The 23,828-nt window shown below is 49.4% G+C and carries 24 protein-coding genes; 14 read left to right on the top strand and 10 right to left on the bottom strand.

Translation table 11 applies throughout. The annotated features are described in order from the left end of the window. Positions 1 to 52: 52 nt before the first annotated feature. From C7B65_RS12715 to C7B65_RS12695, 5 genes are all read left to right on the top strand, one after another. Positions 53 to 2,734: a DEAD/DEAH box helicase gene (locus C7B65_RS12715; protein ID WP_317615805.1), complete on the top strand. Its 2,682-nt coding sequence runs from the start codon at positions 53 to 55 to the stop codon at positions 2,732 to 2,734. Positions 2,735 to 3,134: 400 nt separating this feature from the next. Continuing rightward, a complete protein-coding gene (locus tag C7B65_RS12710) occupies positions 3,135 to 4,157 on the top strand; it encodes a response regulator (protein ID WP_073070450.1) in 1,023 nt (340 codons plus the stop codon). Positions 4,158 to 4,313: 156 nt separating this feature from the next. Then, on the top strand, positions 4,314 to 4,511 hold the full coding sequence (locus tag C7B65_RS12705) for a hypothetical protein (protein WP_073070451.1): 198 nt from the start codon (positions 4,314 to 4,316) through the stop codon (positions 4,509 to 4,511). Positions 4,512 to 4,969: 458 nt separating this feature from the next. Continuing rightward, entirely contained in the window at positions 4,970 to 5,287 is a 318-nt protein-coding gene (locus tag C7B65_RS27800; RefSeq protein WP_181314388.1) for a hypothetical protein, read from the top strand. 487 nt (positions 5,288 to 5,774) lie between these two features. Beyond that, on the top strand, positions 5,775 to 6,272 hold the full coding sequence (locus C7B65_RS12695) for a Tic20 family protein (protein WP_073070453.1): 498 nt from the start codon (positions 5,775 to 5,777) through the stop codon (positions 6,270 to 6,272). 1 nt (position 6,273) lies between these two features. Here C7B65_RS12695 and C7B65_RS12690 read toward each other — a convergent pair whose 3' ends face one another. Continuing rightward, positions 6,274 to 7,068: a fumarylacetoacetate hydrolase family protein gene (locus C7B65_RS12690; RefSeq protein WP_073070454.1), complete on the bottom strand. Its 795-nt coding sequence runs from the start codon at positions 7,066 to 7,068 to the stop codon at positions 6,274 to 6,276. Positions 7,069 to 7,308: 240 nt separating this feature from the next. Here C7B65_RS12690 and rpsF point away from each other — a divergent pair, with 240 nt between their 5' ends. The 4 genes from rpsF to C7B65_RS12670 all read left to right on the top strand — a co-directional run bounded on the left by rpsF (position 7,309) and on the right by C7B65_RS12670 (position 10,042). Further along, positions 7,309 to 7,641 carry a 30S ribosomal protein S6 gene (gene rpsF, locus C7B65_RS12685; RefSeq protein WP_073070455.1) on the top strand — a complete coding sequence of 111 codons (333 nt, stop codon included), beginning with the start codon at positions 7,309 to 7,311 and terminating at the stop codon, positions 7,639 to 7,641. Between the two features lie 98 nt (positions 7,642 to 7,739). Continuing rightward, a complete protein-coding gene (locus tag C7B65_RS12680; protein ID WP_073070456.1) occupies positions 7,740 to 8,741 on the top strand; it encodes an NAD(P)/FAD-dependent oxidoreductase in 1,002 nt (333 codons plus the stop codon). A 16-nt stretch (positions 8,742 to 8,757) separates the two neighbouring features. Continuing rightward, positions 8,758 to 9,309, top strand: a complete 552-nt coding sequence (locus C7B65_RS12675; protein WP_073070457.1) for an Npun_F5560 family protein — start codon at positions 8,758 to 8,760, stop codon at positions 9,307 to 9,309. Then, the gene (locus tag C7B65_RS12670; protein WP_219898516.1) at positions 9,302 to 10,042 is read left to right on the top strand and encodes a hypothetical protein; all 741 of its coding nucleotides are present in this window, start codon (positions 9,302 to 9,304) and stop codon (positions 10,040 to 10,042) included. Before C7B65_RS12675 ends, C7B65_RS12670 begins: the two co-directional genes overlap by 8 nt. On the opposite strand, the gene C7B65_RS12665 is transcribed toward C7B65_RS12670, so the two are convergent. Beyond that, positions 10,039 to 10,404, bottom strand: a complete 366-nt coding sequence (locus tag C7B65_RS12665) for an STAS domain-containing protein (RefSeq protein ID WP_073070458.1) — start codon at positions 10,402 to 10,404, stop codon at positions 10,039 to 10,041. The two genes, C7B65_RS12670 and C7B65_RS12665, sit on opposite strands and share 4 nt — an antisense overlap. A 354-nt stretch (positions 10,405 to 10,758) precedes the next feature. Between C7B65_RS12665 and C7B65_RS12660 the strand changes: the two genes are divergently transcribed. Next, entirely contained in the window at positions 10,759 to 11,421 is a 663-nt protein-coding gene (locus C7B65_RS12660) for a DedA family protein (protein WP_073070459.1), read from the top strand. Positions 11,422 to 11,564: 143 nt separating this feature from the next. Here the strand turns inward: C7B65_RS12660 and C7B65_RS12655 are convergent, their stop codons facing one another. Further along, positions 11,565 to 12,767 (bottom strand): argininosuccinate synthase, encoded by a 1,203-nt coding sequence (locus C7B65_RS12655; protein WP_073070460.1) that lies wholly within the window; start codon positions 12,765 to 12,767, stop codon positions 11,565 to 11,567. A 129-nt stretch (positions 12,768 to 12,896) separates the two neighbouring features. On the opposite strand from C7B65_RS12655, the gene C7B65_RS12650 reads away from it, so the two are divergent. The 4 genes from C7B65_RS12650 to tsf all read left to right on the top strand — a co-directional run bounded on the left by C7B65_RS12650 (position 12,897) and on the right by tsf (position 16,495). Further along, positions 12,897 to 13,856 carry a glycosyltransferase family 2 protein gene (locus C7B65_RS12650; protein ID WP_073070461.1) on the top strand — a complete coding sequence of 320 codons (960 nt, stop codon included), beginning with the start codon at positions 12,897 to 12,899 and terminating at the stop codon, positions 13,854 to 13,856. A gap of 24 nt (positions 13,857 to 13,880) precedes the next feature. Beyond that, positions 13,881 to 14,795: an SMP-30/gluconolactonase/LRE family protein gene (locus C7B65_RS12645; RefSeq protein ID WP_223257327.1), complete on the top strand. Its 915-nt coding sequence runs from the start codon at positions 13,881 to 13,883 to the stop codon at positions 14,793 to 14,795. Between the two features lie 168 nt (positions 14,796 to 14,963). Then, positions 14,964 to 15,752 carry a 30S ribosomal protein S2 gene (rpsB, locus tag C7B65_RS12640; protein WP_073070463.1) on the top strand — a complete coding sequence of 263 codons (789 nt, stop codon included), beginning with the start codon at positions 14,964 to 14,966 and terminating at the stop codon, positions 15,750 to 15,752. An 83-nt stretch (positions 15,753 to 15,835) separates the two neighbouring features. Further along, the gene (gene tsf / locus C7B65_RS12635) at positions 15,836 to 16,495 is read left to right on the top strand and encodes a translation elongation factor Ts (protein ID WP_073070464.1); all 660 of its coding nucleotides are present in this window, start codon (positions 15,836 to 15,838) and stop codon (positions 16,493 to 16,495) included. 198 nt (positions 16,496 to 16,693) lie between these two features. Here the strand turns inward: tsf and C7B65_RS12630 are convergent, their stop codons facing one another. The 7 genes from C7B65_RS12630 to C7B65_RS12600 all read right to left on the bottom strand — a co-directional run bounded on the left by C7B65_RS12630 (position 16,694) and on the right by C7B65_RS12600 (position 23,798). Then, positions 16,694 to 16,879, bottom strand: coding sequence for a type II toxin-antitoxin system HicB family antitoxin (locus C7B65_RS12630; protein ID WP_073070465.1), 186 nt, complete (start codon positions 16,877 to 16,879; stop codon positions 16,694 to 16,696). A gap of 70 nt (positions 16,880 to 16,949) precedes the next feature. After that, the gene (locus C7B65_RS12625) at positions 16,950 to 17,384 is read right to left on the bottom strand and encodes an ATP-binding protein (RefSeq protein WP_073070466.1); all 435 of its coding nucleotides are present in this window, start codon (positions 17,382 to 17,384) and stop codon (positions 16,950 to 16,952) included. A 2-nt stretch (positions 17,385 to 17,386) separates the two neighbouring features. Then, entirely contained in the window at positions 17,387 to 19,093 is a 1,707-nt protein-coding gene (locus C7B65_RS12620; protein WP_073070467.1) for a SpoIIE family protein phosphatase, read from the bottom strand. Positions 19,094 to 19,192: 99 nt separating this feature from the next. Then, a complete protein-coding gene (locus tag C7B65_RS12615) occupies positions 19,193 to 19,756 on the bottom strand; it encodes a hypothetical protein (protein ID WP_073070468.1) in 564 nt (187 codons plus the stop codon). A 73-nt stretch (positions 19,757 to 19,829) separates the two neighbouring features. Further along, entirely contained in the window at positions 19,830 to 20,627 is a 798-nt protein-coding gene (locus C7B65_RS12610; RefSeq protein ID WP_073070469.1) for a PIN domain-containing protein, read from the bottom strand. Between the two features lie 82 nt (positions 20,628 to 20,709). Continuing rightward, on the bottom strand, positions 20,710 to 22,194 hold the full coding sequence (locus C7B65_RS12605; protein WP_073070526.1) for a site-2 protease family protein: 1,485 nt from the start codon (positions 22,192 to 22,194) through the stop codon (positions 20,710 to 20,712). 140 nt (positions 22,195 to 22,334) lie between these two features. Then, a complete protein-coding gene (locus C7B65_RS12600; protein ID WP_073070470.1) occupies positions 22,335 to 23,798 on the bottom strand; it encodes a tetratricopeptide repeat protein in 1,464 nt (487 codons plus the stop codon). Between the last annotated feature and the right edge of the window lie 30 nt (positions 23,799 to 23,828).

Below are 23,828 nucleotides of genomic sequence, written 5' to 3'. Positions count from 1 at the left end.
CAGATGAAGTTTAAGATCTAAAGTAGTATTACTTAAAAACTTGGAACTCTTGGTGAACAATTCCCCTCCCTCTTCTCGGCTTGACCTGAAAATGCTGTTTCCGTTTGAGCTAGATGACTTTCAGCTACAGGCGATCGCGGCTTTAGAGGCAGACAAGTCGGTGGTGGTTTGTGCGCCGACTGGCTCAGGGAAAACCCTGATCGGAGAATACGCCATTCATCGCGCTTTGGCGGGCGGGGGCAGAGTGCTTTACACTACGCCGCTTAAAGCGCTGTCTAATCAAAAGCTGCGCGATTTTCGCAATCAATTTGGAGCCGATCGCGTCGGTCTTTTAACCGGAGATGTGTCAGTCAACCGAGAAGCTCCCATTTTGGTGATGACGACCGAAATCTTTCGCAATATGCTTTATGGCACGCCGATCGGAGAAGTCGGCACCTCGCTCACGGGCGTAGAAGCGGTTGTGCTTGATGAATGTCACTACATGAACGATCGTCAGCGCGGCACCGTCTGGGAAGAGTCGATCATTTATTGCCCCGCTGAGATCCAACTGCTCGCCCTCTCTGCAACGGTGGCAAACAGCGACCAGCTAACCGATTGGATCGCTCAAGTTCACGGCCCCACAGAGTTAATTTACTCTAACTATCGCCCCGTTCCACTTCACTTCTCGTTTTGCAGTCCCAAAGGCTTGTTTCCGCTGCTTGACGAGCATCAAACTCAGATTAATCCTCGGCTCAAAATCAAGCGCAGTCAGCATCGTCCGAAAGGAGCCAATCAGCGCGGGGCACCCAGACCCGAAGCTCCTCCGATCGCCTTTACCCTCAGCAAGCTGCGCGAAAAAGATATGCTGCCTGCGATCTACTTTATCTTTAGTCGCAAGGGCTGCGATCAGGCGGTGACCAATTTGGGAGCGCTGTCGCTGGTGAATGCAGCCGAAGCTGCTCAACTTAAAGGCGCGATCGATAAGTTTCTCGATCGCAATCCCGACGCGGGACGAGTAGGACAGGTCGAACCGCTCTATCGAGGCATTGCCGCTCACCACGCCGGAATTCTACCCGCTTGGAAAGGTTTGGTGGAAGAATTGTTTCAGCAGGGCTTGATCAAAGTGGTGTTTGCGACTGAAACGCTTGCCGCGGGGATCAATATGCCTGCCAGAACCACGGTGATTTCTAGCCTCTCTAAACGCACTGATTTAGGGCATCGGCTCCTCAATCCCTCCGAGTTTTTACAGATGGCAGGTCGGGCAGGTCGGCGGGGCATGGACAAAGAAGGTTATGTAGTGACGGTTCAGACTCCATTTGAGGGCGCAAAAGAAGCGGCTTATCTCGCCACCTCAGAGCCTGATCCCCTGGTGAGTCAGTTCACGCCTAGCTATGGCATGGTTTTGAACCTTCTGCAAACTCACACTATAGAAGAAGCCCAAGAGTTAGTCGAGCGCAGCTTTGGGCAATATTTGTCAACCTTATATCTGCGTCCTCAACAGCAAGAAATCGATCGCTGCGAAGCCGAACTCAGTCAGCTAGAAGCGCAAGTTGCCTCCGTAGACTGGAAGCTGATGGCGCAATACGAGAAATTACAGGCACGCCTCAAAGAAGAGCGCCGATTATTAAAGACGCTGCAAAGTCAGGCAGACGAAATGCACTCAGGAGAACTGGCGATCGCCCTCTCGTTTGCCGTCGCCGGAACCCTCTTAACCCTCAAAGGCGACCACGTTCGGTTAGCAAGTCCGCTCCCTGCCGTCTTGGTGATGAAGATTCAGGGCGCTGGACAGTTTCCTTATCTAGTATGTTTGGGTCAAAACAATCGCTGGTATATCAGCACGGTTTCTGATGTCGTAAATTTACGGGGCGACATTCCGCGAATTTGTGAAGTCGATGACTTGGTGCCTCCTTCTGAGATGCCACCAAAACCAGGTCAGTCTCGTAGTGGCAACGACCTGACTGCGGTGATCGCGAACCGCATCCCCAACGCTCCCGGACTCACCGATGATCACCCTGAAGTCTATGCCCAATTCCAGCGCACGGCAGCCGTTGAAGCCCAAATTGCGACCCATCCCGTCAGTCAGTGGGGCGATCGTAGCTATCTGCTCAAACGTCAGAAACGCATTGAAACCCTGAAAGCAGAAGTGCGCGATCGCCAAGGCAAACTAGAGCAACAAGCCCAGCGCCACTGGGAAGAATTCACCAATTTGATCGAGATTCTGCAAACCTTTGGCTGTCTTGAAGGACTGATTCCCACACCGCTAGGTCAAGGCACGGCGGCAATTCGGGGAGATAACGAACTCTGGCTAGGGTTAGCCATCATGTCAGGCGAATTTGACCCTCTCGACCCCCACCACTTAGCAGCCGCGTGTGCAGCCCTCGTTACCGAAGTCTCGCGCCCCGATAGCTGGACTCGCTATGAAGTCTCAAACGAGGTTGAAGAGGCTCTGGGCGGGCTGCGAAACATTCGTCGGCAACTCTTTCAGGTGCAGCGACGACACCAAGTGACGCTACCCGTTTGGTTAGAAGGAGAACTAATCGGGTTGATCGAACAATGGGCACTCGGTACGGAGTGGACAGAACTCTGTGAAAACACTAGTCTAGACGAAGGCGATGTGGTGCGAATCTTGCGGCGAACCTTAGATTTTCTCTCTCAGATTCCGCATATTCCTCATATCTCAAGGCTGCTTCAGACCAATGCCAATCGAGCGATTCAACTGATCGATCGCTTTCCAGTTAATGAAGGAGTTGAGTAGCAAACTCAAGAGAGCTGATTCAGCTTCTTCCTCACAAAATCTCCATCATTCGCACAATGACTTAACAAAAAGAATCTAGTTTAAGAGAATATCCGTAACTTCAACTAGACAATTCATCGCTCAATCTCAACGCACAGAAATTGCAGAAGTCAAAGCCAACCGCTAAACCTCTTTCAAGATGGGGGCTGTAGCAATCTCTAAGTACTAGCACCCGTACGCCTAAGTGTTTCTTGATCCCCGTAAAAAGCCTGATTGCTTCATGAAGACATTCCCTCATACTAGGAACAGGTCGCTGGAGCGGTTTAGCTTAGTTTAAGTACGAAATGGACTTCTAAGGTTTCTGCGAATGTCTTGGCTCTATTGAAACTTTCATTATTCACTTTCGTAGAGTTTTCCCGCCGTGAATGATTTGGATCTAGAGAGACCCAGAATTCTTGTCGTAGACGACCATCCACCCAGCCGCATGACTGCCGTAGCTCTCTTGTCGATCGAGGGCTATGACGTGATCGAGGCAGAAAGCGGGGCGGCGGCACTCGCACAAGTTTTTGAAACCAATCCTGACCTGATTTTGCTCGACGTGATGATGCCCGGAATGGACGGCTACGAAGTGTGTCGCCGCCTCAAAAACGATGAGCACACTCGACTCACTCCGGTTGTGTTTATCACTGCGCTCGACGATCGCCGCGCTCGTCTGCGAGGCATTGAGGCAGGGGGAGACGATTTTTTGACCAAGCCGTTTGATCAGTTAGAGCTGTCTGCCAGAATCAAATCGCTGGTTCGTCAAAAGCGATTAAATGAAGACCTAGATCACGCTGAGAAGGTGTTGTTCTCGATCGCTCGCACGGTTGAGAGCCGCGATCCCGACACCGGAGATCACTGCGAACGTCTAGTCGCGCGCGGCAAAGCCTTTGGTGAATATTTAGGGCTATCTCGCCCAATGATTCGTGATTTGATGTGGGGTGGCTATCTTCATGACATTGGCAAGGTTGGCATCCCCGATGCGGTGCTGCTAAAACGGGGTAAGTTAACCGCCGATGAGTGGCAGATTATGCAGCGGCACGTCTTGATTGGTGAGCAAATCTGTCTTCCCTTGCGAACCATGCGCGGTGTGGTGCCGATTATCCGTCATCACCACGAGCGCTGGGATGGGTCGGGCTATCCTGATGGTTTGACGAAGAATGAAATTCCTTATATAGCTCAGGTCTTTCAAGTGATTGACATTTACGATGCTCTAACGAGTGAACGCCCCTATAAGAGAGCGTTTTCACCCGGTGAGGCATTAAAAGTGATGAATGAGGAAACCGCTAAAGGATGGCGTAACCCTGAATTGATCGAACAATTTAGCTTGTTCATTCAAGCGACTGAAAGTGAACAAGTGGCTTTAAGCAATTGTTTCGCCAAGTGTGTGAACACGGCTCGTTGAGGTTGAGAGGCTTTGACTCAAGCTGTTCTTAGTCAAGCTGTATAACAGTTATCGGTATCTCATTAAAAGCTGCTCTAGAATCGAGTTAGAACCATCTGAAGGTTGCTATAAGCTTTCTACCTATTGCTACGTCGTGAAGTCTACTGGAGGTGTGAAATGTTAGTCATTTTTGCAGGCGATCGCATCCTCTCTCCTCAAAAAGTTTGCAAAACGTGTTTGATGGCAGATCAAAGTGGTCAACCTCGCTGGAGCCACGGAGAGCTTCGCTGTGGGCATGCCATTCGTAAGCTGACTGAGCAGCAGCCCGATCAGTTTGAGTGTCAGATGGGGTTTCGAGTCGTTGACATCGACTAAGTAAAAGATTTGATACAGGGCGAACCTATTTGGGTCGTGCGTCCTTCGCAGGTGACTGCACATACCAAGCGATTCTATTCTTAACGTCAGTTCGATGAGTTCTCTCACTGCGTTATTCAGCACTTCTGCCCCCTAAATCCCCCAATTTTGGGGGACTTTAAAACCAGAGTTTTAGCTCAAAGTCCCCCAGAATGGGGGATTTAGGGGGCAGCCCGGATTTGCAACCGCACCGAAAAGCTTCATCGAACTCAGGTTATTCTTAGGATCGTGGATTAAATAACCTGTAAAAGTCCTCTGATTTGTCATCGCCGAGACTTTTGCCCCCTAAATCCCCCACGAGTGAGGGACTTTGAAACCAGAGTCTTAGCTCAAAGTCCCCCAGAATGGGGGATTTAGGGGGCTGAAGCCGACCCAAACGCAGCGACAAAGATTGGTGTACACCGTAGCTCCTTAGGAAGATGGCGAGAAGTTACACCTTAATAAATCCACGTTCCTTAGTCATTTTAAGAGCTAAAACAAATGACAAAAATAGAACACAGCACGCTATTGATACAAGTGTCTCTTTTGTTTTTGGTGATACAAATACTATAAAGCCTTGCCCTTTGATTAAAGCAGAGAAACTTGAGACACAAAATGGCATGAGATATAGTCTGAATGTTTGCCATTTATCTCTGTTGCCAGGTTTACCAGAAGAGACACTTAACAACAGCCCTGTGCCGATTACAGCACTGATGCCGATCGCATTCAGCCACAGTGTAGGTGAAGAATCAAAATAAAAATAAACCGTTACTAAATACCAAATGAGATAGCACCAGAGAACAGCTTTATCTAATTTGATTGCACAAAAATATTGAATTAGCCGTTTCATATCTCTAAAATGCTCTCGTCTCTTGACAGACGTTTTGATGCCTATCTACTTTGAGTTAGAACATAGACAACAAACAATCTGGGCAACAGTCCAAGCATAAGAAGGTAGATGGCAAAGTTCCGTATCGCTCCTAACCGTTCGTGATCTAACGTCTGTTCAACGAGTTTTTTCGCTTCGTTGTCAGTGGCTTCTGCCCCCTAAATCCCCCATTTTGGGGGACTTCAAGCCAAAACTTCTGATTCAAAGTCCCCCATTTTTGGGGGATTTAGGGGGCTTCCCGAATTTGCAAGCGCGATTTGCTTTGCTGACTCTAGAGGGTTCAGGATGTTAGAGAATTTGCGTTATTCTTGGCTAAAGACCTGAGAAACTAACTACTTTAACCGGGAGAACGCACCATGTCTTTGCGTGGGTCTACAACTGTATCCGATCGTATCTTCGCCTGCCTCGCCTATCTCCTTCCTTTGCTAGACCTGATTGTCCTGGTGAGCGCTCCTTTAGCCATCACCAACTCTTTTCTGACTCCGCTTTTAGCGATCATTGCGCTTCCCCTGTCGCCTTTGTTAGCGGTTTATTTTAGCCTGGGTGGAATCACGGCATTTGTCGTATTCTTTGCCCTCTTTTTGCTGGTGGTTAGAAACGAAAACATTCCTCACTTCATCCGCTTCAACGTGATGCAAGCCATTCTGTTTGGGATTGTGTTGAGCTTGATTAGCATTCTCTGGCAATATGTGTTTGCAAGTCTGCTTGGAATGGGTTTCTTAACTCAGACTTTGTTCAACGCAATTTTCTTGGGCATGATTGTGGCAGTGGGTTACTCGATCGTCCAATCTGCCTTGGGTCGCTATGCTGAAATTCCCACAATCTCTGACGCGGTGTATATGCAAGTCCGCTAGGTCACGAGACTTGCGGCAATGCGGCGCGAGTGGTGACAGCGTTCTCCAAAAACCCGATTCCTTCGATTTCGACTCGGACGCGATCGCCGACCTCGATCGCGCCGACTCCTTCAGGCGTTCCGGTTAACACCACATCTCCGGGCAGCAGCGTCATCACCTGACTGATATAAGACACCAACACATCGGGTGCAAACACCATTTCGCTAATTGCAGCAGATTGAGCAGGCTGAACACTGTCATTGATAAACGTCTGTAGCCGCGCCCCTGCACTGATTTCTCTCACCACCCACGGACCCAAAGGACAAAACGTATCAAAGCCCTTTGCTCGCGTCCACTGTCCGTCTTTTTTTTGTAAGTCTCTCGCCGTCACATCATTGGCGATCGTATAGCCCCAAATTTTGCTATGAGCTGCTTCGGGGGTGCAGTGAGTGCAGCGCTCTCCAATCACCAGTGCTAATTCGCCTTCATAATCCACTCGCGCCGATTGAGTCGGGTAGAAGATCTCTGCCCCAGATGCAATCACCGTCGTGGGCGGTTTGAGAAACAACAGCGGCTCTTGTGGAACGGGCGTTCCCATTTCGGCAGCATGGTTCGCATAGTTTTTGCCCACCGCCACGATTTTTGAAGGCGCACAAGGAGCCAAAATTTGACATTGATCGGCATCGAGTTCAAGCGTTGTCAATTGCCCTTTTAACCAGGGAGGCGCATCTAAAACCTGAACTTTGCGATCGATTTGCAGCAGCCCGTAGTGAATCTTCCCATCAAGGCTTTGGACTCGAACATAACGCTGTGCCATAACTAAACCGATACCTTTTAATTTAGGAATATAAATTGCGATCGAGCGTTTAAACCAAACCTACAACCCTCAAAATCTCGAATCAGTCAGCCGGATTGCTGAAAAATTGATATAGAATTGTAAGTCCTTGCTTTTTTAATGATTGGTCAATAGAGCCGCGCATCCAGTGTTGACTAACACGATTCGCCAAATTTGAGCAGCCACCCAAAAAGCCCATTGTCCATAAGGAAAAAACTAGTCATGAACTATATCTATGAAACCATGTACATTCTTCGTCCTGATATCGGTGACGAAGCCGTAGAAGCTGCGATCGAGAAGTATCAGAATATTCTGAAGGAAAACGGCGCAGAAATCATCGAAACCCAACACCGCGGCAAGCGCCGTCTGGCATACGAGATTGCCAAACAGCGCGAGGGAGTCTATGTTCAGATGAACTATCAGGGCGACGGCAGCCAAGTTGCCCCCCTAGAGCGGGCAATGCGCCTTAGCACTGAAGTTATTCGCTACATGACCGTCAAACAAGAAGTGCCCAAAGCAGAGCCTGAGATTGAAACTGAGCCTGCTGAGGTCTAGAGGTCAGAGCTAGGCTTAGAGGTAGGGGTCTTTGTTGACGTTAGGGGGCTGTGATAGCTCCCTATCTTGTATTCACCTAGTTTTATTAAGTCACGCCTATGAAGCTCTCACGGAAAAATCTAGACCAGCGTCTCGATCGCCTTTATGATGCCATCGTCGTTGGTGGCGGCGCAGGTGGGTTGTCGGCCGCTCTTTATCTGCAACGATACCGTCTTTCGACCTTAGTAATTGAGAAAGGTCGCGGTCGATCGTTCTGGATGCAGGATATGCGAAATTATTTAGGGTTGCCCCCCACCACGCCCGGACGCGCCATCCTTCAACAGGGGCAAGAGCATCTTCTCTCTCTAGACGGTGACTATTTACCCGGTTTTGTCGAAGATGTCCAAGATGAAGGAGACACCTTTGCAGTCAAGGTCAAAGTTGGTAAAAAAGACAGCACCTATCCCGTGTTTCGCTCCAAATACCTGGTTGCCGCTAGTGGGTTAATTGACCATTTGCCCCAGCTAGACGACATGCAGAATGTTTATGACTATGCGGGATATAACCTGCACGTCTGCATGATCTGTGATGGTTACGAGATAGGAGACACAAAATGCGGTCTGTTTGTGAACACAGAAGCCGCGATCAACACGGCTTTTGTGCTGAATTGGTTTACGCCTTATATCACCGTATTTACGCAAGGGTTGTGTGAAGTCGGGAAAGAGATGCGCGAAAAGCTCCAGGCGCATGGCTATCCGTTGGTCGAAACGCCCATTCGACGCTTTTTAGGACACGATCACCACATGACGGGCGTTCTGCTAGAAGACGATTCGACAGTAGAGCTTGAAAACGGACTGGTCGCGATGGGTTCCCACTTCTTTAACCAATACTTAAAGGGGCTAGATTTAGAGTGGAAAGGGGGAAATTTGGTCACAGATAGTATGTGTCGCACCTCTCACCCCAGAGTTTTTGCCTTAGGAGACCTAAAAGAGGGCGTAAATCAGGTATCAATTGCGGTTGCAGATGGTACATTAGCGGCAACTGCAATTTGGCGTGATATTCGTCGCGCCTCTCCTCCCCGTCTCTGGGAAGAAAATCTCAAGCAAACCACCCATTCATAACGGAGTAACTGAGTAAGTGACCCAAGCTGATATCCCCCCGGTTCAATCACTGCAAGTCGAGGTTGTGCGTTTGCAAGAAGAATTGCAGATGCGCGACCAACTCGTCCAGCAGCTTTCTCAAGAGCTGTTCCGGCTCGTCAAAGGCAATGCTGCTGCCGTGCCAGCGTCCGATATTTCATCTGAGCGTCACTTAGAAGAAATGCGGGCACTGCGAGAGCAACTGCACAACGTTGAGCAGCAGGTTACGTTCTATCAAGAGCAGATTTCTGAACGAGATGGCGAGATTTATCAACTGCGGCAGTCGGTGCAAGAATTGACCGATCGGGCGCGAATGTTAGAGCAAGTTGTGCAAGAGTTGCCCAAGATCTATAAGCAAAAATTTGCCGAGCGGATGGCTCCGGTGCGTGAAAAAGTTGCGTCGGTGCAGCGAGAAAATCGCCAGCTTCATGCCGAGTTGCAAAGCGTCAGCTACCGTTTGGCGGTGAGAACTCGTCGCACCTCTCATCTAGATTTACCGAGCTTTCCTCGTGAAGGTGACGTTTCGCTGCCTAGCTTTGGCAATGCCTAAAGTTTTAATCGTGACTGATGAGGAGTCCGATTTGCTGGGTGAAGCCTTGAAACAGGCAATTCTTATGCCCTCTGTCGCTCCTCACACTCAAAACTTAAGCGGCACCGAGGAATCACCCTCCTCTCGAACTGAGGTGGCTATCCAAGTTGACTGTGAGGTAGAGATAGAAACGATCGCCCGTCTTCAGCAAAAGTTGACGAACGGTACAATTTGCTTAGAAGACATTTTGTTATGTCCCCTCACTTTGGATATTCCAGTTTCTCTAGAATTTCCTCAAAGGGGCATTTATCAAGACTGTCGCGATGTGCTAGAGCTGCGGCAACGGGTGGAGAAAGATTTGCACTCCTTTACGGGGGAAGGGAACTTTTGGCTGCCGATCGTGCTCACTTCAAAGGGCGCACTTTACGCTGAGGCGATCGCATCGGCTGATCCACTCAGCTATCTCCAACCCTTTCACCTGCCCGATCGATATCGTCAGCCACTTTATGAATTAGGGCAGCGTTTATTAAAGTTGGTCTCAGCCACGCCTTCTACTTATTTAATGCAGTTTGGGTTTGCCGGGGAAACAGTTTTCTTCGATCGGCTATTCCCGTTTCCGGCGACACCTGCGATCGCGAGTCTCAACATTCAGCTACCCAATTTATTCGCCTGTCATTGGCACTGCTTAACCAACACGCCGATTTTAGACTTAACGATCGCTCCAGCAAGTGAATACCGAGTTTTTCAACCCTAAGCAACTTCTAAAGCTGGAATGATTGATTCTGGAATGATAAGAGCAGTCAGCAAAACATCATAGCTCTCGAAGATATCAAAGGCCCGATCGAGTTGAGTAATTTCAAAGATCAGTTGTGCCGAGGGGCGTAAACTGCAAAGAACAAGACGGGCGTTCGATTCTCTAGCAAGCTCTAACCCACTGATCAGGGCAGACAAACCAGGGCTGTCGATAAACTCCACTTCTGAGAGGTCAATGACCCAAATCTTATAGCGTCTAGGAGCGATCGTTTCAAGCTGTTGCTGAAGCCGCTCTCCACCTTGTAGGTCTAAGCGACCTTGGGGCTGAAGTCGAATCTCCTCAATTTGTCCTCTAGAAATCATAAACTCGTTCCTAATAATGATTTCGTTGGTCTGAGTAACTATAGTTAGCTGTTTTAAACGTACGCTGATGCTTTGGGACAAGGACAGCGAAGGTTTTTCAGATAATTAAGTAGATTTACTTAAACACTTGCTACAACTATAAAGATTAGATTCCCGGACAAAGCCTGATTCTTCTAAAGTTTTACGGAATCTTCATTTTGGAATCGGTTACACTTCAATTCAATAAAAAGTCTTCTTCCAGACTATAAAATCAAAAATTCTATCTAAGACCAGAGAATTCCAATTTTTGGGATTGACGGATTTATAGAATCAAGTCAAGATCGACGTAGGTTAAGCTTTGTAAAGGTTGTTGGTATGTCACTCGACTTCATCTCGCCAGAAGCTATTCAGGAAGTTGCCCAACAGTATGGCTACTGGGCGATCTTTTTAGGAATTTTGTTAGAAAACTTGGGGTTGCCGATTCCTGGCGAAACGGTCACGTTAGCTGGAGGATTTTTAGCTGGAAACGATCAGCTTAACTACTGGCTAGTTTTAGGGGTTGCCGCAGCAGGTGCGATCGTAGGCGGTCACTGTGGGTATTGGATTGGTCGCTATGGTGGCTGGGCAATGTTGCTGAAGGTGGGTCGCCTGTTTCGGATGAGTGAAGAGCAGCTAGAAAAGTTGCGATCGCAGTTCAGCGAGAATGCCGGAAAAGCCGTTTTGTTTGGTCGCTTTATTGCCCTACTGCGAATCTTTGCAAGTCCGTTGGCTGGCATTGCTGAGATGCCCTACTGGAAGTTTATGGGCTATAACGTCGCTGGGGCGTGTGCTTGGGCATCGGTGATGGTGTCACTGGCATTCTTTGCGGGTCAAGTGGTGCCGTTAGAGAAGCTGATTGGACTGGCATCACAGTTTACGATCGTCGCCCTCCTAATCGTCATTGCCTGGATTGTGGTTCCGCTCTGGCTAGAATCTCGCAAGGCAAAACAAGAAGCCGTGGCTGTGGTAGATCAGCAACCTGCGAGTGACGGTGAATAGTTTTTGAATTTGAACAAAAAAGGGGCGATCGCCCCAAAGAACCGTGAATTAAATAAAGCCAGAATTTGCGTAGGGGCATGGCACTGCCGTGCCCTTGATCATTGCAAGTACCGATATGATTTAATCCACGATCCTAAAAACGTTTACGTCCGCAGGTTTTGTGACCAGACGCGAGTTGGCAACCCCCAAACGTAGATAAAACCTTCAGCCGCTCTGTGGTCAAACTTATCGTCAGACCCGTAAGTTGCCAATTCGGGCGTGTACAGGGTTTTGCTGGATTGGCGACCCACGATCGCTGCATTTCCCTTAAACAGTTTGACGCGCACCGTTCCCGAAACTCGCTCCTGGGTTTGGTGAACAAACGCATCTAGTGCCCCTTTGAGTGGACTGTACCAAAGACCGTTGTAGACCAGATTGGAGTAAGTTTCTTCGATCCCCCGTTTGTATTGGGTCACATCTTTAGTTAAGGTCAAGCTTTCCAAATCGCGGTGAGCATGAATCAGCACTAACAGCGCCGGAGCTTCATAAATTTCCCGTGATTTGATGCCGACTAAGCGATTTTCCATCATGTCAATGCGACCAAATCCGTGATCCCCAGCTTTTTTATTTAACTGAGTGATCAGATCGATCGGATTCAGCATCTCGCCATTGAGACTGACAGGAATTCCTTTCTCAAAGCCAATCTCAACATATTCTGGCTCGTTAGGCGTGTCGGCGATCGCCTTCGTTAACTCAAAAACTTCCTCTAAGGCTTCCGTCCAGGGATCTTCAAGCGGGCCGGCTTCGATGCTGCGACCTAAAAGATTACGATCGATGCTGTAGGGCGAAGATTTCTTCACCGGGGAAGGAATGCCGAATCGCTCTCCGTAAGCGATCGTTTCCTCGCGGCTCATGCCCCATTCTCGTGCGGGTACGAGGACTTTTAGATCGGGATTGAGGGCGGCGATCGCGACATCAAATCTCACTTGGTCATTACCTTTTCCCGTGCAGCCGTGAGCGACCGCATCGGCTCCATATTCAGCCGCCGCTTCGACGAGCAATTTGGCGATTAAAGGACGAGCCAGCGCGGTAGAGAGCGGATAGCGATTTTCATAAAGCGCATTTGCTTGAATTGACGGAAAGGCGTAATCTTTGACAAAACTCTGGGTAGCGTCAATTACCAGAGATTGAGACGCACCAGACTTTAGGGCTTTTTCGCGGATTGGCTCTAATTCGTCCCCTTGACCGAGATCTGCTGCCAGTGTGATCACTTCTTCAACGCCCCATTCCTGTTTGAGGTAAGGAATGCAGACAGACGTATCAACTCCACCCGAATATGCTAGGACAACCTTATTAGCACGACCCATGAATTTTCTCAATTGGTAGTAACGATTGACGATACATTATCTATCGAATCTGTGCCAGGTTATGTCGGGAGTTGCACAGAATTGTGAGCCAAAAAGAGATACTGATAACGTCCCGTGTGCAGGAAAGCCGTGTTTTTTAGTGTCGTGATTCCGACTTACGATCGCCAGCCGATTTTGGAGAAGTGCTTAAAAGCCTTAGAAAATCAGCAGTCGAGCAGTCTTTTTTCTGACTACGAAATTGTGGTAGTCGATGATGGCTCGACTGATGGAACGGTCGAGTGGCTGCAATCTGACTCGGCAAAGTTTCCTCATGTGAAGCTGTTTTGTCAAAATCATCAGGGTGCGGCGGCGGCTCGAAATCTCGGTGTCGAAAAAGCGATCGGTGACACGATCATTTTCATCGACAGCGATCTAGTTGTTACAGAAGTGTTTCTTCGTGCTCATGCAGAAGCGCTTGATCAGGGTCAAAAAGAATTGGGAAGCGATGCCTCTGGCACAGGCTCAGAGCCTGCTCGCTTATTTACTTACGGGCGAGTCATCAACACCTGCAATTTTGACAATCCGACCGCAGAGCCTTTTAAGGTGACGGATTTTTCAGCCGCCTATTTTGCGACGGGGAACGTAGCGATCGCCCGTCACTGGCTCGAAAAAGCGGGACTGTTTGACGTAGGCTTTCAACTCTACGGCTGGGAAGATTTGGAGTTAGGAGTCCGGTTGAAGAAATTGGGATTAACGCTGATCAAGTGTCCCGATGCGGTCGGCTATCATTGGCATCCGCCATTTTCTTTAGAACAAATCCCCGACATGATTGACAAAGAAATTCAGCGCGGTCGGATGGGTGTGTTGTTTTATCAAAAACACCCGACTTGGGACGTGAAAATGATGATTCAAATGACGTGGATCAGTCGAGCGCTGTGGGAAGGACTGACGATCGGAGGTCGCCTCAACGAACGCACGATGGCTCCTCTGATCCAATGGCTGATTCAACAAGGCAAACCCCAACTCGCCGAGCAAGTCGCCCGCATTTTTCTAAACTGGTATACCGTTCGCGCCGTGTATGATGCCTATGCAGAATCTCAGCAGAGATAGATCTTTAAGATCAGGAGTTCCGTCTTGAGTAATCCACAGCTTCCGCCCATCTTTGACCATACTCCGAAGGCGATCGTGTCCGATTTCCTATTCGCTGAGTTTCCCGTCAACACGTTTCTAGAAAACATTGCGATCAACGCGATCGGCACTCTTTTCGTCACGAGCTACGAAGATGGGATCATTTACGAAATCAGTCCGACTGGACAACAACGCGAATTTGCCAGAGTTGACGGCAAAACTGCGGGAATCGCCTTTGATAAAGAGGGTAATCTTCTCGTCTCAGGGGCAACCAGTCAGGGAGTTTCAGCCGTCTTTAGAGTGGCTCAGAGCGGAGTTGAGACCCTGGTGACGATCGCCGACGCAATTTTTCTCAACGGCATGACTCATCTGATGGACGATCGCTATCTGATCGCAGATTCTTATCTCGGTGCCATTTGGGAATTTAATGCCACCCAAAAATCAGCAAAAGTCTGGTTAGAACATGATCTGCTCGATCGGCGAAGTCTTGAAAACCCGATCCCCGCAGTCAACGGATTGAAGATTTTCCAGGGAATTCTCTATGCCTCAAATACGCAATATCAGCATTTAGTTCGCATTCCCATCAGCTCAGATGGCAATCCTGGTACGCCAGAAATCTTTGTGCAAAACGCCAACATTGATGATTTTGCGTTTGATGTGCAGGGCAATTTGTATGGAACCACTCACATCTATAACAGCGTGGTGCGAATTGCGTCTGATGGCACGATCACGACGATCGCCGCAGTCGAGCAAGGCATGACCGGAAGCACCGCCTTAGCCTTTGGTCGAACTGAGGGCGATCGCACTTCAATTTACGTCACCACAAATGGAGGAATGTCGCTGCCGCCCAAAACCGGAGTTCAGCCTGCAAAAGTCGTTCGACTAGAAGTCGGTGTCGAGGGACTGGCAGTGACTCCTTGAAGGTGGGCGATCAAGGCTGCTACTCCAGTCTTTCAGCTTCCTCAACACGCCTCTAATTGTGCTATCCTAGTAAAGTTGTTTCAACCCACACATCCAGGATTTCGGGTGTTTCAAACTTCATTGAAACTCACCTGGGTGGAGGATTAACCCGAATCAGGAGTAAAAAGAATGCCAGTTGTTTCGTTGGCTCAAATGCTTGAGTCTGGAGTCCACTTCGGGCACCAAACCCGTCGCTGGAATCCCAAGATGGACCCGTACATCTACACCGCGCGCAATGGTGTGCATATCATTGACTTGGTGCAAACCGCCCAGTTGATGGACACCGCCTACAACTATGTGCGTACCGCGTCTGAGCAAGGCAAAAAGTTTCTGTTTATTGGCACCAAGCGCCAAGCCGCCGGAATTGTCGCTCAAGAAGCGTCTCGCTGTGGGGCTTACTATGTCAACCAGCGCTGGCTCGGCGGAATGCTGACCAATTGGGCGACGATCAAAACCCGCGTCGATCGCCTCAAAGATCTTGAGCGTCGCGAAGAAACGGGCGCAATGGATATGTTGCCCAAAAAAGAAGCCGCAGTCTTGCGACGGGAACTCGACAAACTTCAGAAATATCTCGGTGGCATCAAAGCCATGCGGAAGGTTCCTGACATCGTTCTGATTGTGGATCAAAAGCGGGAATATAACGCCGTTCAAGAATGTCTGAAGTTGAGCGTTCCGATCGTCTCGTTGCTTGACACCAACTGCGACCCGGATGTGGTAGACATTCCTATCCCAGCGAATGATGATGCGATCCGCTCGATTAAGCTAATAGTAGGTCGGTTGGCAGATGCGATCTACGAAGGTCGTCACGGTCAACTCGACGACGAATATGACTACGAAGGCGCAGACGACGAATACGAATACGACGAAAGCGAAGCCTTCACACCTGAAGAAGCGGCAGAACCCGCCGCCGCAGAATAACTCGACCCGTTACAGCCGTTAGTCGTGGGTGTCTAACCACTAGCGGCTGACGGCTAACCACTCGTTGATTAGGGAAAGGCAAGATGGCAGACATTTCGGCAAAGATGGTCGGTGAACTGCGCCAAAAAACGGGCGCAGGCATGATGGATTGCAAAAAAGCACTCCAGGAAAACAATGGTGATTTAGAAAAAGCCTCAGAATGGCTGCGGCAGAAGGGAATCACGTCTGCTGGCAAAAAAGAAGGCAGAGTTGCGGCTGAAGGATTAGTCGATAGCTACATTCACACAGGCGGACGGATTGGCGTTCTCGTTGAAGTCAACTGTCAGACTGACTTTGTGGCTCGCAACGAAGCGTTTCAACAACTCGTGAGAAACGTAGCGATGCAGGTGGCGGCGTGTCCGAATGTTGAGTATGTCAAAGTTAGTGACATTCCTGAAGAGATCGTGAATAAAGAGAAAGCGATCGAGATGGGTAAAGATGACCTGAGCGGCAAAAAAGAAGAACTTAAAGAGAAGATCGTTCAAGGTCGGATCGATAAGCGTCTAAAGGAAATGTGCTTGCTTGATCAGCCCTACATTCGTGACCAAAACATCACCGTTGACGAGTTGGTCAAGCGCAACGTCGCTCAACTTGGCGAAAACATTCAAGTGCGTCGGTTTGTCCGGTTTGTATTGGGTGAAGGCATTCAAAAAGAAGAGACTGACTTTGCGGCAGAAGTTGCGGCTCAAACAGGTCAGAAATAGATGTTTTGAATCTATCAATTAAGCCTTTGTCGCCATTTCAATAGACTGTAATTTTGTAGAGACGTGATTTGTTGCGTCTCTACATTTTTTTAGCGAAACTGCAAGTTAAAAGTACGTCAGTTCGACAGAAGCGGTTTGCTCCGATTGTGAATTCGGGAAGCCGCTGACAACGAAGCAAAAAACCTCGTCGAACTGACGTTAAAAGTAAGGAACTGGCTCTCCGTAGGCATCTAAACTCTCTAGATACGCTGCTATTGCTTCTTTAATGTTTTCAATCGCTTCTGCACGAGTTTGACCTTGAGAGATGCACCCAGGTAATGTTGGCACCTCTGCAACATACATTCCATCTTCGTCTGCCTCGATCAGAACACGGTATTTTCCCATCACTATTACCTTAAGTTTTGGATCATCAATTATTGCTCATTATATTTGAGGTCTCTTGCATTCCTACGCACTAATCCGAAGCTTCCATCGCCTCTACTAAATTCGCTTCCAGCTTTAGACAATTGCGCCCATCAACCTGCAAGCGATATTCCACCTTATCCATCAATCGATTTAAGATCAGCCAGCCATAGCCGCTTTCTTGCTTGTCTTCTGGGCACGGAGCCAAATAGGTTGAAAGATCATACCCTTGCCCATAGTCCCAAATTTCTAGCGCTAGATCTCGGTCTTTCACCTCTAAGCGAATCAGCACCGGAAGATGAGGACGATCGCGGTGAGCGTGTCGCACCACGTTAGAATAAGCCTCGACCAGAGCCAAACGCAGACGATTTGACTGTCGCGCCCAATCTACCCGATCGCCAAACTCGATTTCTAGACTTCCTAGAAGCCAACCTTCAACAACGCTTAAAAACTGCAAAGTGCTGGGAATGTGAAGTTCAGTTCTCATCGTTAAAGAACCTCCAGGGATAGAATCGTCTGATCATCTTCCTGAATAGCATTGTGTGATTGGATACGGGCTAAAAGGTGATTTAGATCTAAGCATTCCCGTTCTTGAAGGAGTAATTGCCAAAGTCCTATTTCTTTGAGCATTGAGCTACCCTTGCCCCCATTAGTTGGGGTGTGACCCGTCAAATCTTCAGAAGGAACTATCGCTTCCGTAATGCCATCACTAGTCAGCAGCAGCACTTCTCCAGAGTGGAGCGTGAGATTTCCGGCGATCGCGTTCCACTCAGGCAAAATTCCTAACGGCACCCCCCGCACTTTGAGATAAATCGGCTCTACCACAGCTTGCTCTGATTGAGAAGCACCTGTCTGTCTTGCCCAAACCACTGGGTAAATGTGCCCAGCGTTGGCATAAACTAACTGCTTGTCGATCGGCGAATAGCGCGCTAAAACCATCGTGATAAAGCAGTTTGTGCTAACCAGATCTTGCGAGAGAATGCTGTTGAGGTTCTGCATCACCACGTTTGGCTCAGGGGGAGTTTCTTGAGACAGTTCTCGCCTCAGCACAGAGATAGCGCTTGCCATAAACAATGCCGCCGGAACGCCTTTTCCCGATACATCACCAACTGCCAGCCATACATCGCCTTGAGGATGCTGGTAGACCTCAAAAAAGTCTCCTCCTACCTCTCGTGCTGGGTGACAGCAGGCTTGAACTTTAACGGTTTCAAGGATGGGTAACGTCTGTCTCAGCAAATTGGTTTGAATTTGACGAGCAACCGCTAACTCTGCTCGAATTTGTTCGGCTTGTTTCTGGGTTCGCTGATAAAGTTTTGCCTGAGAAATCGCCAGAGCCGCCTGTTCTGCAACACCTTCTAGAAGTTGAATATCCTCTTTTGACCAGGGAGGGTGAAACAAGTCAGCACCCGCCTGCTCACTGCTGCCTTGGTAGAAAGAGAGAATTGCTAACAATTCTTGCTGATAGGTTAACGGCACCACAAGACGCATATCGGCATCTTTGGGCGATTGACCAACCTGAGTTTTGCGAGTTTTTAGTGCCGCTTGCACCATCGGGTCTTGGCGATCGCGCTCCTCACTGATTGGCTCACAGTCTGCCAAGCAGTAGAGCAATGATTCTGCCACAATGCTCTTTCCTTCAACGGGGTGCAGCACACAGTGACTTGCGCCAAAGGTTTGCCCCAGAGTTTCGACGATCGTTTGCAGCATACTGGGATAGTCGAGCGACTCGCGAATCGCAGTCGTGACCGCATTAAATAGCGATTCTCGTCGGAGCGCGCGCTGCAAATCGGCGGTTCTCTGTTTCAACACGCCATAGGTTTCTGCCGCCTGCTCAATGACGACTTGAAGCTGCTGAGGCTTCCACGGTTTGGTGATGTACTTGAAGACTTTTCCGGCGTTGATCGCATCGACCAAATCTTCGACATCGGTATATCCCGTCAAGACAATCCGAATCGTGTCAGGAAAGCGATCGACTGTTTTGCTTAAAAACTCGGTGCCCAACATTTCCGGCATTCGCTGGTCGGAGATGATGATTGCCATCTCACCCTGCTGATCGAGAATTTTGAGGGCGGCGATCGCGCTGGTTGCCCTGACCACCTCAAAATCGCGTCGAAACGTGCGATAAAGCAGATCCAAGTTATCTGGCTCATCGTCCACAATCATTAACTTAAGCTTAGGTTTTGTCTCTCGTCCCATGCGATCCTTCACTCCAGGGTTGTCGGCACTTCTAACTAGCCCAAGGTGCCCTGATCTCCGTGAAACTAACGGGTTTGTGAGGATTTGAAACCGATCGCGTTATTGTTTCGCTGCGAGTTGATTCCAGGCTTGAAGGATGATTTTGAGAGAGGACGGTAGCTCAGACTGAATGATGTCGGCATATTGCACAGTGCCCGCATGACTAGAGGCCGTCACCATGAAGAAGTCTGCGGAGCCTGGATGGGCGGGATAGCTAAGACGATCGAAGGGTTTGATATGAGTTTTCACCAATTTCTCAAACCGCCGCACTCGTTGGGGAGACAGCCGAATCGCTATGATCTCAGACTTGCTGCCATCGCGATTGATCCGACTGCGAATCAGTTGCCCGTTTTTGAGCAGGAGCGTTTCATAGGTTAATCCGGCAAAGCCTCCGCTAGAGATCGTCTGAAAGACGACGTTTGCTTTGATTTTAGGTAAGGGCTGACTGAGCGGAATTTGAACAGGCTGAATGCTGCCATTTGTTGCAGTGCCCTGCCAAATTTGAAGCGATTGAAACAGCGGAGTCGCGGCAGCGTTCTGCCCGAGCGGGACTCCAGTGACCAACGATAAGGCACCGACTAAAACGATCGCGGCAAATAGTTTAGCTGAACGGCTGAAAAACATTGCAAAAAAGTCTTCATGACTGAGGTGGATACAGTCAGAGACGGTCTTGAGCCAAGGGCAAGTTCCGGGATTATTATTTTTGCATTGAAGGAATCTCAGGCAGGGTGGGCAGATTTCGCTGTCGTAAGAATTGGTTAAAGCTTTTGGGTTGAACAATATACCAAATAATGCTGAGAGCGATCGCCACCGCAACGAGGGTAGACACGCCAGACCCAATCTGATGAAACGTGCTGGGATGATTATAAAGCGGCTGAACAGGGCGCACTTTCGGTTGAGGCTCTCTCAGGGGTCTAGGAGCCACTTTGGGCAGCGAGGAAGATGTTTGCAGACGGCGAGGAGTCGTCATCCCGCTGACTGTGACTGTGTTCGATCGCATTGCTTGCAGGTGTTGAGCTACGATCGGAGGCCTGCGACCGCTACGACTCCAAATCAACATGGCTGACACGGGCACTCCGCTGAGATTTGCTACGCCCAAGCTCTGAACCCGTTTCAGCAAAGGCTGGTCATTAGAAATCAAAACCACGAGCCGACCTGGACTGTTACGCGCAAACCCATAGGCACACTCCGAGACTGCCTGAGCTAATCGAGCGCGTTTGCTCATATTCTGCCCATCACTAGGCTGAAGTGAGGGATGAAGCGCCCCTACCCCAGTAAGTTGCCAGTTACTTTCTGCAAAAAAGCGGCAAAACTCTTTGGCAGTATGCTCATGGTTGCGTTCAATTCCAATCTGACTTAACGCCTGGATTTCTTGGTAGACCAATTGGGGCACATAGCAATTACCCAGTCGTGTAAACTCTTGCCACTCTCGCGGCTTACTCACTAGCAGCGCGCTCAAATCGAGCAGCAGCAAAATGGGAGGTAGATCTGACATAGATTTCAGGAAGATGCGAAAAGGAAAGACCAGCGAGAATTTCCGTAAACGGACAATGCACCCTATATCTACGATAGTGTAATCACCCACCAATTCCCAATCGCCCTGCCAAACTTGGGGTTAGCGGTAACAAAATAGTAATCATTAGAAACAGTGCAAGCAAGCCCAAGGCGGCTCGTGTGTCATCGGGTTCTGACAACTCGTTGAGGCTGGGTCGCTCTAAATTGCGCTGCAAAACTAAAATCACGATCGCCCAATAAAGCGCCAGTGGGTTGACGAGAGACGCGATCGCTAACACCACGATCGTGGCGGCGGTGGTTCGCCCAGCCGTTTTGCGCCCATAAATTGCCTGCACAATTCTGCCGCCATCGAGTTGTCCGGCAGGCATAAGATTAATCGCGGTCAAAATTAGCCCTACCCAGCCCAAGATCGTGAGCGGATGAACGGCAACACTGGTTTGCTGAAGTGCCGTTCCTAAAATCACTCGTGCCACAGTGCCGACGAGAATTGACCCCTCAAAAAATTGGGTTGGCAGCTTAAATAGACTGCCTTCGTGAGACAGTAACAATCCCGTAATCAACATCGTTAGTGAGACTATGCCCCCCGCAGCCGGCCCCGCAAACGCAATATCAAACAGCGCCGATCGGTTAGGCAACAGCGACTCAAATCGAGTAATGGCACCAAACGAACCAATCTGCCAGGTTGGAATGAAATAGGGAAAACTCAGCCGAACCTTGTGGCGACGCGCCAGCAGCCAGTGCCCCAATTCATGAACGCCCAAAACGGTGAGAATGCCGAGTGCGATCGGCAGCACTTCTCGAAATCGTTCTAGCGAATTGTAGAAGTCAAATTCCAGCAAAAACCCAGCGGTTTCTAGACAGGTGGCGATCGTCGCAATTAACAGCACTCCTGCTAGAATCTTCTGCGCCAGCGTTGCGGGCTTGGGATCGTTGGTGCTGGGCAAAACCACGACGACGGGTCTGCTTTCTTGACCTTCGACCAAAAACAGGCGATAACGATCGTCCAATCGCTCCTTCAAACTTGCAGAGAGTCGCGCAAAGGTAGGTTCTATCTCGCCGCGCAGATTGCCTTTAAAAATCGCGCCTTCTTGATAGGGAATGGTTTCGGTGGCAAAAAATGTGTCGATGCCAAAAATTCCTTGAATCGCTTTGAGATCCTCTGCGGGAATGGGCAGCAATTCAGGCTTCTCGGCAGAGTCTAACTCAGGCAGTTGAGCTATCTCTGAACTCGGTGGCTCAGGCTGAGAATCGAATGCGTCACCCTTGATTTTTGTGACTGTCGCTCGTTGAGATTCTTCTTGAGCGACTGCCCGAAGTCTGCGCCCAATGACAATATAGAGTCCTGTAGAGGCGACAAACAGCAGCAAAACGCTCACCAAGTTGAGGTAGATGCCCAAGGTTGTCAAACCAAAGAAAAACAGCCAGGGAGCCATCAACACCACCGATTGCAACCAGGCAAGAATTCCTAGTTTGCCAAAAGGTTTAGCTCGATAATATCCCCAGCCCAGAATTCCTAGCGCAACCAACACAGTTATTGCAGTAATCATCTCCCAACCCTTGTAAGCATTGCTTACCTCGATCGAACCACAAACGCCCTGCTGATGAAGTTGAAAGGTCTTCAAAAACAGGACGCTGTTAGATCTACTCTATCGAAGTTAGGGTTTTCTGAGCCATTGCCCGCAGGATTCTAGCGGCTGTTTATTTGATTGATTTGCTTGAGCGTGTTGCGATAGCCGTCTGCTTGACCCTGTTGTCGATAAAGGTCGCCTGCTTGGCGCAAATCGGCGATCGCGTCGCGTTGGTTGCCCAGCTTCGCCAGCAAGACACCCCGATAATAGTGAGCGTCTGCCACACGCGCATCAATGCGAAGGGTTTGAGAAAAATCTGCGATCGCGCCTCTTGTATCGCCCAGATCCATTTTTGCCTTGCCCCGATTCTCATAGGCTTTGGCATCTTCAGCATTGAGGCTAACCGCTTGGCTATAGTCAGCGATCGCGCCTTGACGATCGCCTAAGTGCGATCGCGCATCGGCTCGACTCGTGTAAGCAGACGCAAAATCCGGCTGCACTTGCACTGCCTGGTTATAGTCATTGAATGCGCCTTGTTTGTCTCCAGTCGTCGCTAACAAATCGCCTCGACTCTTGAGCGCTTCGGCATAGTCGGGTTTGAGCTTGAGCGCCTGGTTATAGTCGGCGATCGCGCCTTGAGGGTTTTCGAGCGCCGCTTGCACTTGACCTCGTTGTAAAAAGACTTCTGGCTTGTCAGGGTTTAGCTGGGCAACTTTTGTAAAGTCTGCTTGGGCGGCTTCCAGATTGCCTAGCTTAGACTGAGCTAACCCGCGATTGTAGTAAGCAGAGACATAGTTAGGGTTGAAACGAATTGCCTGGCTAAAGTCTGCAACTGCCGCGTTATCGTCATCAGTTTGATGGTGAAGCGTGCCTCGACTGAGATAAGCCTCGGCGTAGTTAGGCTGAAGTTTAATGGCTTGGTTGAAGTCATTGAGCGCCGATTGTCGATCGCCTTTATTAAGAGAGACAAACCCACGATTCAGCAAAGCAGGCGCATAACTAGGCTGGAGCCGCAGCGCTTGATCAAAATCAGCGATCGCGCCTTCTGCATCGTTGGATTGAGAACGTACATAGCCACGATTTACATAAGCTGCTGCCAGAGTGGGGTTTAGCTCCAGAGCTTTGTTTAAATCTGTCATCGCTGCTTCGGCATTGCCAGCGCTGAAGTGAGTGGTGCCTCTTTGGGCATAGGCGATCGCGTCAGAAGGATTAAGTTTGATCGCCTGGTCAAAATCTGCGAGGGCACCGACTCGATCGCCGACGTTTGACCTCGCGACTCCTCGCGCAACGTAACCCTGACTGAAACTAGGATTGATCTGAAGCGCCTGATTGTAATTTTCGAGGGCACCCCGATAATTTGCAGATTTGGCTTTATCTTCCCCTTGACGATAGAACTTCTGCGCGTCCTGTTGAGTTTTAACCGCTTCCGGAAGTTTAGAAGCGTCTGGCTGAGTGGGCGCGATCGGGGCAAACGCTTCAGTTTGAGCAAATGCGGATGAGATATCGACGAGAGACGATGCAAAACTGACAGTCAGGGCGATCGCACAGAGCGTAGATCGCCTGGTAGGACGGAGAAGGTTCATAAATCTAAGTTAGGTTCGGTAGAGGACAGG

This window comes from Phormidesmis priestleyi ULC007 (genome assembly GCF_003003695.1).
Classification (GTDB): domain Bacteria; phylum Cyanobacteriota; class Cyanobacteriia; order Leptolyngbyales; family Leptolyngbyaceae; genus Phormidesmis_A; species Phormidesmis_A priestleyi_A.
The sequence above is the reverse complement of the archived record's forward strand: the minus strand, read 5'-3'. Positions and strand labels throughout refer to the sequence as shown.